The following is a 12793-nucleotide window of genomic DNA, read 5'->3' as shown; positions in this document are numbered from 1 at the left end:
ACCCTGCCTAGGGTGAGCGGCAGTCAGAGGCGCGGCGGCACTGCTGCCCTCACTCTCAAGGAGTCCATCATGGTCATCACCGTCAAATGCAATGCCGCGCACTGGTCCGTACTGGACCCGGCCACCGCCACCGCCGAACCGTTCGCCAGCGGTGCTGCCGCCTTCGACGCTGCGCTGCGGCGCGCCAGCGACCACCATCGCCGCACCGGCCAGGACAGCACGGTGCGTGTGGAAGCCTTGGGCAACAGCGTGGATGCCGTGCATTTCAGCCACTGACAGGGCGCGGCCCGTGGGTCAGGCGGCTTCGGGCTGCGCCAGCGCCCGGTGCACCAGGCGGCAGAGCCATGCGGCACTGATGTTCTTGCCGTAGACGTGCGAAATCTGCCGGGGAAGTGCCTTGTCACGCAGCAGGTGCTGTGGATGTCGTGCCAGCACCAGGATTTTCAGGTCACGGCGCAGGCAGCAGATCCGGCGCAGCAGCGGCATGCCATCGGTCTGGCCGACGGTCGGCATGCAGGGATCAATCACCAGCATCGTACAGCGCGGGTCAGCGATGTGGGCAAGCACCTCCGAAGGTGAACGGGCTTCTTGGAGCGCGACTGCACCCAGGTGCGGGCGCAGACGGAGATTGAGTTCGCGGCGGACCCAGGGATTGGCGTCCGCGACGAGGAGGGTTGATGCAAGCATGGATACAGTCGCGGATCAGGAGCGGCGGCACAGTTCCGGAAGCAGGCTTTCGTCCATGATGTAGGCTCTGCAGGTCCAGGATTTGTTGTCAACGGATCGATCCAGAGTCAGGTGCACCGAGTTTCCAAGGTATCTGTCTGGCTTTACCTTGCATCCCAGATTGAATCCGCCACTGTAGCCGGACACGTCAAAGCGCTCGCAATGCTGGCCCTGCGTAGGCAGCCCGATGTCCGACGCGCTAAATCCGCCTCCTACGAAGCCCTCCGCGATAAAGGCCTCCACTCCTGCCTTGCCCGCGGACAGTTCGGAAAGCGCTCCTGCGATCTTGGCCTTCGCCGCGTACTTCTGGTACTGCGGCAGCGCGATCATGGCAAGGATGCTGATGATGGCTACGACAATCATCAGTTCGATGAGAGAAAAACCCCGCTGTCTGGATGCGTGTGGCATCGCCCGCAGCGCTGGGGAAACCAAAGTGTTCATGGCGGTCCTTGAATAGGTGGATGCCGGGTGGCCTGCGGTGGTGACGTTGCTGCAACGTCACCACCGTGCTCACGGCTCAGGGTCAGATGCGGCAGGGCTCGGGCAGAAGGCCCTTGTCACCGATGTCGCTCTCGCAGTTCCAGACGCCCGTATGACTGCGGACAAGGCTCAGGCTGGAATTGCCGCCGCCGTAAGACTCGTCATGTTTCAGGTTGCAGCTGAGCCGGGTGATCCCGCCTGGCACCAGATCCACATCAAAGGAAGTGCAGCGCGAACCTGAGACGGGGAGCCCAACCGCTTCGCCATCTACCCCTGTCAAATCAGAGCCTTCCGCCAACAGTGCTTCCACGCCAACCTTTCCAGGTGCAACCTCGGCAAGCGCCGCGGCCAGTTTCGACTTGGCGGAGAAGCGCTGGTACTGCGGCAGCGCGATCATTGCCAGGATGCCGATGATGGCCACAACCACCATCAGCTCGATGAGCGAGAAGCCTTTCTGCCGGGAATGCTGCGAGGTAAATACTGCCCGCCGATTATGGATGTTCATGGTGATCCTCCTTGGAGTGGGGGTAATGGTTGGCCTTGGCGTGGGTTTTTCCGGGGCCTGCCAATAGATAATCACCAGGGCGTTTTTATGGATATTCAAATAATAGTAAATGCGCCTCCATCCTGCTGCTTTTACGATTATTTGAATGCGTGCGGGGCGCATGCCGCAGGCAACAGCTGCGGATCGTGGACGTCGGCTTCGCACCGCCACGCACCCTGCGGGCTGCGCTGCAGCACCAGCGTGCCGCGCACGCGGCCCGCGTCGCGCAGCTGGCAGGTCAGGCGTGCGTGCCCGGTGTCCGGCAGCTGCAGCCGCAGATGCGCGCAGAACGCGGCGCTGGCGGGCAGTCCAAGGTGCCGGTCGTTGGCCTGCAGATCGTTGTCGGCATAGCTGTCTTCCACCACCCTGATGGCGGTGGTCAAGCTGGCAACCGCGCTGTGCAGCTGGCGGCGGGCAGCCTGAGCGCCCTCGGCCGGTGCGGCCAGCAGCACGGCGTAAATGGCGATCCAGGCCGCAGCAACGACAAAGGCCACCCAGGGCGATACCCGGGGTGGCAGCATGGGGTCTACCGGTGGTGCGCAAGGTTGCCGCATGGTGCTGGCTCCAGTGCAGGGATATCTGCGGAACGACGTCCACAGGCCGGGGCCGCTCTCCCCAGCGGCCCCGGCATTCCCATCCCCTTCAATACGATGGGTTGGCTGTGCGTTACAGCGCCAGCGAGCTTTCCACGTCCAGCACCATGCGGCGGGCCAGTGCCAGGTTGGCCTTCTGCCGGTCCAGCACGACGTAGAAGAACAGTCCCTTCTTGGCCGACACCGGGCGCAGCACGTGGTAGGCACGGCCCAGGGTGATCAGGACATCCTCGATGCTGTCGTTGAGGTTCAGCGCCTCGGCGGTCTTCATCTTGGCGCGCAGCACTTCGGTGTTGCCCGCCGCAGCCAGCTCCATGTCCACACCGGAGCCGGCTTCACCCAGCAGCATGCCGCTTTCGTAGTCGACCAGCGCAACGGCTTGTGCGCCGTTGATCTGCATGAGCGTATCCAGGCATTTGTTGATCGCGGTATTCATTTCAGTGGTCCGTTGCGGGTGTTTGGAAGAAAAGAGTCGTCTGAGCAGAGAGAGGGGCATTCATCGGTTCGTGTTGTCGGCCAGGGTGCGCACGCACTGCTTGGCGTGCCACAGGGCGTTGCCGATGACGCAGCTGTGGTCGCAGGCCGTCATCAGCAGCCGCTGCTGCTTTCCGGGAATGGCCAGCATCAGCACCTTGCCGTCGGCGGCATCCAGAATCAGCGTGTCCAGCTCGCCAAAGCGCAGTTCCCGTCCGAGCGCACTGGCCAGGCCCAGCATCGAGCTGGTCATCGCGGCCAGGCGGTCGGCGACATTGCCCTTGGGGCCTGCCTGGGCCAGGGCGAAGCCATCGGCGCTGGCGACCACGATCGCCTGTATGCCCGAGACGTCGCGTGCCAGTGCATTCAGTGCTGAAGCAGCGTGCGCAGCGTCATTCATGCGCGGTCGCCATGGCGTTGCATTCAATCTGGCTCATCAGCAGATCCATGGCGGTAATCGCCTGCTTCATGTCGCGCGGATCCAGCGGCAGCGCAGGCAGGTGGGGTGCATGCTCGCCCAGCCACGCCTGCCATTGCGGCAGGACGGGGTCATCGGTGCGGCCGCATTTGGTGATGCCGATGACGACCGGCAGGCTGGGCGCGTGTTCGCCGATGGCCTGCAGGTGCTGGCCGGCAAGCGTTGCATCGACGCTCGTGCTGCCATCCACCAGCACAATCGCGCCTTCGGCACCGGCCAGCAGGATCGGCCAGATATAGGAGAATCGATCCTGCCCGGGCGAGCCATACAGGCGCAGGCGGTCACCGCCGGGCAGGTCGATGTCGCCGTAGTCCATGGCTACGGTGGTGTACTCCTTGCCCACGCTGGGGTCGGTATTGCGGGCTTCGGTCACCACGGCTCTGCCCTGTGTGAGTGTCTGCACCAGGGTCGATTTGCCGGCGCCGAGTGGGCCCATTACTACGATCTTGTGCTCACGCACGGTCATGCACTCCAGCGGATACGAAGTTGGCGCCACAGGTTGACGAGACCGTCAGCGGGCGAGGGGCGGACAGGCGCATCCTCGCCCATCACCGGAAAGGCGTAGGCGGTGAGGAAGGCGGCGTTGAAGAACGACTGCACCTGGCGCTGCGGAAGACCCAGAATGTCGCAGCATGCCTGCACGGAAGCGCCCTGCTTGATCAGCAGTGCGCACAGCCGAAAGTGGTCCGGCCGGTGGGCGAGAATGCGGAAATCCGGCCAGCGGCGCAGGCGCAGTTTGGCGTCCAGCTGCAGCGGCGCCATCAGCCGGTCCAGCCGCGTGGCTGCCAGGCCGATGTTCCACAGGGTTGGCCGCAGCGGCAGGTTGCTGGACACGGTTGCGCGCTGCACGAACATCTGCTGCGTCACGGGCGCCAGGTGCAGCGGCGGATGCTCGTCGGCCAGCAGTTTCTGCAGCAGTGTGAGTGCAATTGGCGCGGGTGCGGTGGTCATCATGCGGTCGCTGTTTGCATCGAGCCAGCAGACGGTCGCATCGTCATGGACGACGGCGGCGTAGGCAGGCCTGCGCGACGTCGCTGCATCACCGGCCAAGTGGAGGCGCAGCTGCTGCACGAAGGGCAGTGCTGCCGACGGCAGCGTTGCCTGCGCCGGCGGTGGCGGCGCGAACTGCTCGCTGGGGTCCTCGAAGGATGCGCGACGGAATCGGACCATGGGGCTCGGTGCAGTGAATGATCGGGGAGCGCCATGTAATCGTCTTTCCCGATTTCGATCCATGAAACTATTGGGAAAGTTATGCTTTTCTTCCGATATCCGGTCGTTTCTGCAATTAGTTGAAAGGTCGGACTTTGCTGCTGTTGCCGCGGTCGGTAAAAATATCAATGTTAAGTTGACGGTAAGCGAATGGATTATTAGCGTCCTCGCTGCGCACTGCGGCGCAGCGATACAGGGATAATCATCATGCTTACTCGAATTGCCATTGCAGACGATCATCCGCTCGTACTGCTGGGTACCCGCGTGGTGATCGAGGCAGGGGGGCGGCACCGCGTCGTGGCAGAGGCGCACAGTGCCGAACGCCTGTTGTCGATCATGGCCAGCGTGCCGGTGGACCTGGTGGTGACCGACTTCTCGATGCCCGGCGGAGGCCGCGCCGACGGGCACGCCATGTTGCAGGCGTTGAGTCGCAATCACCCTGATGTGCCCGTGATCCTGGTCACCATGATCACCAATGCAACGTCGCTGCAGATGGCGTTGCGCTCTGGCGTGCGTGGCCTGGTGCACAAGGGCAGCGGGGTGGACAACGTACGCGAGGCGGTGGATGTGGTGCTGGCCGGGCGGCTCTATCTGGACCCCGTGTTGACTCCCTGCCTGCAGGAGGCCGGATGCGAGCGCTCGCTGTCAGTGCTTTCGCCGAAGGAGCTGGAGGTACTGCGCCTTTACGTATCGGGGCCGTCGATCACCGAGATCGCCGCGCAGTTGCGGCGGACCGTCAGCACGATCAGCCGGCAGCGCATCTCGGCCATGCGCAAGCTGGGTATCAGCAACGATGCCGAACTGTTCGCCTATGCGTTCGAGGAGAAGCTTGGGGTGCCGCAGGGTGGGGTTGCCGTGGACTACTGACGCGGCGCGGCCCTGGTCAGGTGCGGTTGGGTTGCTTGAATGGATTGCCAACACTGCCCGAGCCCCCTCTGTGCGTTGCGTGTGGAATCCCGGATGCTTGCGCCATTGTTTTCATCGGGAGAAGGGGTAATGGGCAAGGGAGCAGGCTGGGGTGTCGTGATGTGCATGGTGCTGCCGATGCTGGCTGCGACTGGCGCCGTACAGGCGCAGAGCCGCGGCTATGACGATCGCTACGACAACGGTGGCGGCATCGTGCGTTGCGAGTCGGTAAAGGGCCGCAGCAACGAGTGCCGTCTGGATGGCCGGGCACGCTTGATCCGCCAGCTGTCCGGCTCGCCCTGTGTGGAGGGCGATACCTGGGGGCAGTCGCGTTACGGCGTGTGGGTGACGCGGGGCTGCCGTGCCGAGTTTGTGGGTGAGTCCCGCGGCGGTTGGGGTGGCGGCCACGGCTGGGGGGGCGGCAACGGCGGCGGGCAGGTGATCGCCTGCCATTCCAACGACCACCGTCAGCAGTACTGCGACGCGCGGGTGCGCCGTGGCGTTCGCCTGGTGCGGCAGGAGTCCCGCAGCGCATGCATTGAAGGCCGTAGCTGGGGCTGGGACCGGCGCGGGGTGTGGGTCAGCGATGGCTGCCGGGCGCAGTTCCAGGTGAACTGACGGCGGCCGTCGCGGCGCTGCGAATCAGAATAATCTGATAGCGATCACACATTTTTCCTCGTATTGTCGGTCACCGGGGCGTCGTGAACGTCCCGGCCCGCAGCGTTGCCCGGCCCAGGAAGGGCCCGCCTTCGATGCGGCTCCATACGCTGTTCCAAGGAGTGAGCAACGCATGTTGATCCGTCTGCAATGTGAGCAGCGCCAGTGGCGCGTGCTGCACCCGGACCGGCCCGAACCGATCGAGTTCCGCGACGGTGTCCGCGCCTTTGATTTCGCCGAAACCCTGGCACGCCTGCATTTCGCCGACACCGGTCAGCGCGCCGCGGTGCGCGTGGAGGCCAGTGGCGCGTTTGTGGAAGCAATCAGCTACGGCTGAGGTGGCATCCACGCATGGCGTGGGTCTACCGGCTTGCGGCGCCCACGCATGGCGTGGGTCTACGCCGCAGTAGAGCCACGCCATGCGTGGCTGCGTGGCTCAGCTGGCGGCGCTCAACGGGGCCGCACCATTGGCCAGCTGCGGCCAGCGCTTGAGCACGGCGGCGCGGATGCCGGCCGCATCGATGCCGGCTTCGGCCAGCAGGTCTTCGCGGCTGGCATGGTGCTGGAACGCGTCGGGCAGACCCAGGTGCAGGATCGGGCGCAGCACGCCTTCGGCATTGAGCAGTTCGCCCACGGCCGAACCGGCACCGCCCGCCACGACGTTGTCTTCCACGGTCACCAGACCTTCGTGCTGGGCGGCCATGGCCAGCACCAGCTCGCGGTCCAGCGGCTTGATGAAGCGCATGTTGACCACGCTCAGGCCCAGTTCGCGGCCGACCTGTTCGGCGGCGGTGACCGTGCTGCCGAAGGCGAGCAGGGCGATGCGGCTGCCCTGCACGCGCAGTTCGCCCTTGCCGATGGGCAGCGTGGCCAGATCGGTGCCGGCGGCAATGCCGGTGCCGCTGCCGCGCGGGTAGCGCACGGCGGCCGGGCCCGGGTGCTGCAGGCCGGTGCTGAGCATCTTCCGGCATTCGGCTTCGTCCGAGGGCGCCATCACCACCATGTTCGGCACGCAGCGCAGGAAGCTCAGGTCCAGGTTGCCGGCATGGGTGGCGCCGTCCGGACCGACCACGCCGGCGCGGTCGATGGCGAACAGCACGTCCAGGTCCTGGATGGCCACATCGTGCACCAGCTGGTCGTAGGCGCGCTGCAGGAACGTGGAATAGATCGCCACGACCGGCTTGCCGCCCTGGGTGGCCATGCCTGCGGCCAGGGTGACTGCGTGCTGTTCGGCAATGGCCACGTCGAAGTAGCGATGCGGGTATTCCCTGCTGAAGCGCACCAGCCCCGAGCCTTCGCGCATGGCCGGGGTAATGCCGTACAGACGCGGCTCGGCGGCGGCGGCATCGCACAGCCAGTCGCTGAACACATCGGTGTAGGTCGGCTTCTTGGCACCGGTCTTGGCCACCAGGCCCTTGTCCGGATCGAACGGACCCACGGCGTGGTAGCCGATCTGGTCGCCCTCGGCCGGCTCGTAGCCCTTGCCCTTGGTGGTCATCACGTGCAGCAGCTTCGGCCCCTTGGAGGCACGCAGCGTCTTCAGCGTGGACAGCAGGGCCGGCATGTCATGGCCATCGATCGGGCCGGTGTAGTGGAAGCCCATTTCCTCGAACATCGTGGAGGGCACGAACATGCCCTTCCAGTGTTCTTCCCAGCGCTTCACGAAGCGCGCGGGGTTGTTCTTCTTGTCACCCAGGATCTTCTTGCCGCCTTCGCGCAGTGCATTCAGCGTGCGGCTGCCGGTGGCGCGACCCAGCATCTTGGTCAACCCGCCGACGGCCTCGGAGATCGACATGTTGTTGTCGTTGAGGATCACCAGCAGGTTCGGTTCGGGATCCATGCCGCCGGCATGCATCAGCGCTTCGAAGGCCATGCCGGCGGTCATTGCACCATCGCCGATCACCGCCACCACCTGGCGCTCATCGCCGGCGGCCTGGCGGGCGATGGCCATGCCCAGCGCCGCCGAGATGGACGTGGACGAGTGGCCGACCCCGAAGGTGTCGTACTCACTTTCCTCACGCTTGGGGAACGGCGCTACGCCGTCCTTCTGCTTGACGGTGTGGATGTCGTCGCGACGGCCGGTCAGGATCTTGTGCGGGTAGGTCTGGTGGCCTACGTCCCAGACCAGCTGGTCGTGCGGGGTCTGGTACAGGTAATGCAGCGCCACGGTGAGTTCGATCACGCCCAGGCCAGCGGCAAAGTGGCCACCGCTCTTGCCCACCGATTCGATCAGGTAGGCGCGCAGTTCGTCGGCAACCGCCCTCAGTTCGGTTTCTTCGAACGTGCGCAGGTCATCCGGGGTGCGGATGCGCGCGAGGCGGGGATAGCGGGCAGAGTCGATCATCGTGTTCGCACTTGTTCTGAACGCCCATTTTCGCCCTCAAGCGGGAGTGGGGCAAGCAAACGCTGCTGCCCGTGACAGAACGGTGACGATTGCTGCTCGCGGTATTCAGGTGCTGAGCTTGGAGCGCTTGGGCAACTGTGCCTTCAGGAAGGCCATCTGGTCGGCGAGGATGTTGCGGTTGGACAGGATCAGGTGCTCGATCCAGCTGGGCCGGTAGGGCACGGCCAGCAATGGCATGCTGGCCTGCTGCGGGGTACGGTCGCTCTTGCGCGAGTTGCACTGGAAGCAGGCGGTCACCACGTTTTCCCAGCAGTCCAGGCCGCCCTTGGACAGTGGAATGACATGATCGCGGGTGAGGGTGGGGCGGTTGAACTGCTGGCCGCAGTACAGGCACAGATGCGCGTCGCGGGCGAACAGCGCCGGGTTGGTCAGGTTCGGTGTGGGATCGATGGCGCGTGAACGGGCATGGCCACGGGCGGCGATGATCGGGTGCAGGTCCATGCCGCTCTGCATGCCGCTGAGCCGGTTGGTGCCGCCGTGGATGTGCAGGCAGGGATCGCCCAGGGTCCAGGCGACGGCGTCGCGGGCGTAGAGACAGGCTGCGTCCTGCCAGGTGATCCAGTCCAGTACACGGCCGTGGGCATCGAGGGACAACAGCCGGACCGTTCCGGGGCGGTGCAGGGGGCTGGCAGCGGGCGATGCTTCGGCGCCCGGAGCGGAAAGCGAGGCTCCGGCTTCGATCAGACCCAAGCGTGTAGTGTCTGTCTCCATCGGGAAAACAGCTTATACCTGAATGTTGACAATTTGTGTATCGACCGTTGGGCGTTACACAAATTGTCAACATTCAGGTCCGCGCATTCCACCTATCCCCCGCGCCGTTGGCGCGCCCCCTTTAGCAACCCAGCCCGCCGTTGGCGTACTGGGTTGCCCGCGCATTCTTCCTGTTCCCCGCGCCTTTGGCGCGCCCCCTTTAACAAAAGGGGGCTCTTCTCCAGATGGATTTCGGTGGATTCTCTGAATCCCTGTTCCCGCATGGCGCGGACGGGGCGGGAACGTGTCGGAGGCGGGGTGGGGCCGATTGCGGGGGCGTGAGCCGCATGGATGCGGCGACCGAGCTTACATGGACCTACTTGCAGCGTCCCCCGCAATTGGGCCTGCCCCGCAATCCCGCAGGAAGCCAGCTGTTGCCGTTGCTCCAGCCTTGGCCTCTGCGGGTGCCGGGCGCAGCCCGGCTCAGGCGCCGAAGCGTTCGTCGTCCATGGCCATCAGCGGGGCGGCGCCGGCCTGCATCGCAGCGGCGTGGGCGAGGGTGCGCGGCAGCACGCGGGCGAAGTAGAAGCGTGCGGTTTCCCGCTTGCCCTGGGCGAAGGCCGCGCCATGCGGGCTGGCGTCGGCGGCGGCCACGCTGCGCGCCCACCAGTAGGCCAGCACCACATAGCCCGAATAGAACAGATAGTCGTAGCTGGCCGCGCCCAGTTCGTCCGGATTGCCGGCGGCGCGCTTGAGCACGTCCATGGTCAGCTTGCCCCACTCGGCGGCCTTGGCCTGCAGCGGGCCGATGAACTCGGCCAGGGCCTCGTTGCCCTCGTGTTCCTTCACGAACGCTTCGATCTCGGCCAGCATCAGCTTCAGCCCGGCGCCCTGGCTGGACGCGGTCTTGCGGCCGATCAGGTCAAGCGCCTGGATGCCGGTGGTGCCTTCATACAGCGTGGTGATGCGGGCGTCGCGCGCCAGCTGTTCCATGCCGTGTTCGCGGATGTAGCCGTGACCACCGAAACACTGCAGCGCGTTATAGGTGTTTTCGATGCCCCATTCGGTCTGGCAGGCCTTCGAAATAGGGGTGAGGAAGCTGACCAGGGTGTCGGCGCGCTCGCGCTCGGCCGCATCGTCGGCACTGTGCGCCACATCGATGAGCGTGGCGGCATGCAATGCCAGTAGGCGGCTGCCCTCGACCAGCGACTTGATGGTCAGCAGCATGCGGCGCACGTCCGGGTGCACCAGGATCGGGTCAGCCGCCTTCTCCGGGAACCTGGCGCCGCTGAGGGCGCGCGACTGCAGGCGCTCGCGGCTGTACTTCAGTGCGTTCTGGTAGGCGCGCTCGGACAGCCCGATGCCCTGCAGGCCGACCCCCAGGCGGGCGGTGTTCATCATGGTGAACATTGCCTGCAGCCCCTTGTGTGGCTGCCCGACCAGATAGCCCTGCGCGCCGTCGAAGTTCATCACGCAGGTGACCGAACCCTTGATGCCCATCTTGTGCTCGATCGAGCCGCAGCGCAGTGCATTGCGCTCGCCGACGTTGCCGTCGCGGTCGACCTTGAACTTGGGGGTGACGAACAGCGAAATGCCCTTGGCACCGGCCGGTGCGCCGGGCAGCTTGGCCAGCACCAGGTGCACGATGTTTTCCGTCAGATCGTGCTCGCCGGCGGTGATGAAGATCTTGGTGCCGGTGATCGCGTAGCTGCCGTCGGCGTTCGGCTCGGCCTTGGTCTTGAGCAGGCCCAGGTCGGTGCCGCAATGCGGTTCGGTCAGGCACATGGTGCCGGTCCAGCGGCCTTCGATCAGCGGCTTCAGGAAGGCGTCGTGCTGCCACGCCTCGCCGTGCTGCTTCAGCGCTTCGATCGCGCCGTGCGAGAGCAGCGGGAAGTTGCCCCAGGCCAGGTTGGCGGCATTGATCATTTCATTCAGCGGCACGCCCAGGGTGTGCGGCAGGCCCTGGCCGCCCAGTTCCGGCGATGCGGTCAGGCCGGTCCAGCCGCCGTCCACGAACTGGTCGTAGGCCTGCTTGAAGCCGGGCGGGGTGGTCACTTCGCCGCTGGCCTGGTCGAGCACGCAGCCGATCTCATCGCCCACGCTGTTCAGCGGTGCCAGCACGCTGCCGCTGAACCGCGCGGCTTCTTCCAGCACGGCATCGACCACGTCGGCGGTGGCGTCGGTGAAGCCCAGGCGGGCGAACAGCGGTTCCACCTTCAGCACGTCGTGCAGGGCGAAACGGAGGTCGGAAAGCGGTGCGGTATAGCTGCTCATCGGGTACGTCTCGATCAGGGAACGGGGAGCGGCGACGGGCGCCGCGGCAGGAAAGGACTCAGCGCAGCACGCCGGGCAGGCCGGGCGCCTGGTTCAGGGTGCTGCGGCCGGAAATATCGAAGCTGCGCTGCTTCTTGTCCTCGGGCGTGGCGGCGACCGTGCCCTTCAGGGCGTAGGCCAGGGTGCGGTTGCCGGCCAGCGCGTCGGCCACCACCAGGCGCGCGGCGGCGCTGGGGGTGAATTCAACGGTGACCACGTCGGCCGACACCCCGCCGATGGACATGGCCGGGCGGGCCTGAAGCGTGCCTGCCTCGGCGTCGCCGACGGTCAGCGCCAAGGCGACGTCATCGAAGGTCATGGGCATGGAGCTGAAGTTCTGCAGGCGCAGCGCCACGGTCCAGCCACCATCGGCGCGCACGGTCAGCTGCTGCAGGCTGGCCGCCGGTTCCGAAACACGCTTGACGATGCCATCGCCGCAGGCGGCCAGGGCCAGGGTGCACAGGATGATCAAGGCGATACGGAAGCGGTGGAGCATGGGCGCAGGTCCTCTGGGAGCAGTGCGTGGCATAAGCATACTACGGCGTATGGTTGAATGGATCGCCATGGGCGACCTTCACAAGGGTAGCGTGTGAAGATGGTGCGCAGCGGTCACCGCGCGGCTCAGGGCGAGGCGGTTTCGAGCAGCGGCGCCATTGTCCGCAGCGGCGCCAGGTCGTAGCCCATCTGCTCGGCCCGCGCCTTCAACTGCTCGAACAGGGCGCGCTCCATGCGCGGTTCGCGCGACAGGATCCACAGGTACTTGCGGTCCGGCTCACCGACCACGGCCCACTGGTAGTCCGGGTCCAGGGCGATCACCCAGTAATCGGCCCAGACCAGCGGCACCCAGCTCAGCCAGTCGGGGGCGAAGCGCACTTCCAGCTGCCCAGGCTGGCCGGCGACGGGCCGGGCCACACCGTCTGCCTGCAGGTAATCGCCTTCGCCGGTGCGGCAGCGGTTGCGCACGCTGATGCGGCCGTCCTGGCGCAGGCCGTAGGTGGCGGTGATGTCGCCCACGCATTTCTTCTGGAATGACACCGGCAGGTGGGCGATTTCGTGCCACTGGCCGGCATAGCGATCGATATCCAGGGCATCGACCGCGCGCACCGGTTCGGCCGCAAGAACGGCGGGCGTGGCGAACAGCAGCAGGCAGGCAAGCAGGGCAGGGCGCAGGTGCATCGGCATGGCGGACTCCGGGCGTGAACTCCGAGCGTAGGCGGCGCGATGCACGGCGGTGTAAATGTTTCGTCAACCGGGCGCGGGCAAAAAAAAAGACCTGCATTTCTGCAGGTCATCATACATGGTGGCCGAGGACGGAATCG

17 protein-coding genes and 1 tRNA gene (1 of these 18 running past the window's edge) are annotated in these 12793 nt (G+C 65.7%); 4 read left to right on the top strand and 14 right to left on the bottom strand.

Annotated features, from left to right (window positions below; genetic code table 11):
- The first annotated feature begins 69 nt into the window (after positions 1-69).
- Entirely contained in the window at positions 70-276 is a 207-nt protein-coding gene (locus tag RTY46_RS09985) for a hypothetical protein (protein ID WP_312708141.1), read from the top strand.
- An 18-nt stretch (positions 277-294) separates the two neighbouring features.
- Here the strand turns inward: RTY46_RS09985 and RTY46_RS09980 are convergent, their stop codons facing one another.
- The 8 genes from RTY46_RS09980 to RTY46_RS09945 all read right to left on the bottom strand — a co-directional run bounded on the left by RTY46_RS09980 (position 295) and on the right by RTY46_RS09945 (position 4366).
- A complete protein-coding gene (locus tag RTY46_RS09980) occupies positions 295-687 on the bottom strand; it encodes a response regulator (protein WP_312708140.1) in 393 nt (130 codons plus the stop codon).
- Positions 688-702: 15 nt separating this feature from the next.
- Positions 703-1167, bottom strand: coding sequence for a pilin (locus tag RTY46_RS09975; RefSeq protein WP_312708139.1), 465 nt, complete (start codon positions 1165-1167; stop codon positions 703-705).
- A gap of 82 nt (positions 1168-1249) precedes the next feature.
- Positions 1250-1711: a pilin gene (locus tag RTY46_RS09970; RefSeq protein ID WP_312708138.1), complete on the bottom strand. Its 462-nt coding sequence runs from the start codon at positions 1709-1711 to the stop codon at positions 1250-1252.
- Positions 1712-1848: 137 nt separating this feature from the next.
- Entirely contained in the window at positions 1849-2271 is a 423-nt protein-coding gene (locus RTY46_RS09965; RefSeq protein WP_312708137.1) for a pilin, read from the bottom strand.
- A gap of 145 nt (positions 2272-2416) precedes the next feature.
- Positions 2417-2743 carry a hypothetical protein gene (locus RTY46_RS09960; RefSeq protein WP_200751944.1) on the bottom strand — a complete coding sequence of 109 codons (327 nt, stop codon included), beginning with the start codon at positions 2741-2743 and terminating at the stop codon, positions 2417-2419.
- A gap of 96 nt (positions 2744-2839) precedes the next feature.
- Positions 2840-3217 (bottom strand): roadblock/LC7 domain-containing protein, encoded by a 378-nt coding sequence (locus tag RTY46_RS09955; RefSeq protein WP_312708136.1) that lies wholly within the window; start codon positions 3215-3217, stop codon positions 2840-2842.
- Positions 3210-3761, bottom strand: coding sequence for a GTP-binding protein (locus RTY46_RS09950; protein ID WP_312708135.1), 552 nt, complete (start codon positions 3759-3761; stop codon positions 3210-3212). Before RTY46_RS09950 ends, RTY46_RS09955 begins: the two co-directional genes overlap by 8 nt.
- Positions 3758-4366 (bottom strand): hypothetical protein, encoded by a 609-nt coding sequence (locus RTY46_RS09945; protein ID WP_312708134.1) that lies wholly within the window; start codon positions 4364-4366, stop codon positions 3758-3760. The genes RTY46_RS09950 and RTY46_RS09945 overlap by 4 nt, the downstream gene beginning before the upstream one ends.
- 345 nt (positions 4367-4711) lie before the next feature.
- Here RTY46_RS09945 and RTY46_RS09940 point away from each other — a divergent pair, with 345 nt between their 5' ends.
- From RTY46_RS09940 to RTY46_RS09930, 3 genes are all read left to right on the top strand, one after another.
- A complete protein-coding gene (locus tag RTY46_RS09940; protein WP_312708133.1) occupies positions 4712-5371 on the top strand; it encodes a response regulator transcription factor in 660 nt (219 codons plus the stop codon).
- A 129-nt stretch (positions 5372-5500) separates the two neighbouring features.
- Positions 5501-6028, top strand: coding sequence for a DUF3011 domain-containing protein (locus RTY46_RS09935; protein WP_312708132.1), 528 nt, complete (start codon positions 5501-5503; stop codon positions 6026-6028).
- Positions 6029-6200: 172 nt separating this feature from the next.
- The gene (locus RTY46_RS09930; protein WP_312708131.1) at positions 6201-6404 is read left to right on the top strand and encodes a hypothetical protein; all 204 of its coding nucleotides are present in this window, start codon (positions 6201-6203) and stop codon (positions 6402-6404) included.
- A 99-nt stretch (positions 6405-6503) separates the two neighbouring features.
- Here RTY46_RS09930 and dxs read toward each other — a convergent pair whose 3' ends face one another.
- From dxs to RTY46_RS09900, 6 genes are all read right to left on the bottom strand, one after another.
- The gene (dxs, locus tag RTY46_RS09925; RefSeq protein ID WP_312708130.1) at positions 6504-8411 is read right to left on the bottom strand and encodes a 1-deoxy-D-xylulose-5-phosphate synthase; all 1908 of its coding nucleotides are present in this window, start codon (positions 8409-8411) and stop codon (positions 6504-6506) included.
- Positions 8412-8516: 105 nt separating this feature from the next.
- Positions 8517-9182: an HNH endonuclease gene (locus tag RTY46_RS09920; protein ID WP_312708129.1), complete on the bottom strand. Its 666-nt coding sequence runs from the start codon at positions 9180-9182 to the stop codon at positions 8517-8519.
- A gap of 462 nt (positions 9183-9644) precedes the next feature.
- Positions 9645-11435 (bottom strand): acyl-CoA dehydrogenase C-terminal domain-containing protein, encoded by a 1791-nt coding sequence (locus RTY46_RS09915; protein ID WP_312708128.1) that lies wholly within the window; start codon positions 11433-11435, stop codon positions 9645-9647.
- 58 nt (positions 11436-11493) lie between these two features.
- Positions 11494-11970, bottom strand: a complete 477-nt coding sequence (locus RTY46_RS09910; protein ID WP_312708126.1) for an LEA type 2 family protein — start codon at positions 11968-11970, stop codon at positions 11494-11496.
- A 125-nt stretch (positions 11971-12095) separates the two neighbouring features.
- Positions 12096-12650 carry a lipocalin family protein gene (locus RTY46_RS09905; RefSeq protein ID WP_312708187.1) on the bottom strand — a complete coding sequence of 185 codons (555 nt, stop codon included), beginning with the start codon at positions 12648-12650 and terminating at the stop codon, positions 12096-12098.
- 122 nt (positions 12651-12772) lie between these two features.
- Positions 12773-12793: transfer RNA gene (locus RTY46_RS09900), tRNA-Phe, on the bottom strand; it runs 155 nt beyond the window's last position.

Source organism: Stenotrophomonas sp. (assembly GCF_032056425.1).
Lineage (GTDB): Bacteria > Pseudomonadota > Gammaproteobacteria > Xanthomonadales > Xanthomonadaceae > Stenotrophomonas.
The sequence above is the reverse complement of the archived record's forward strand: the minus strand, read 5'-3'. Positions and strand labels throughout refer to the sequence as shown.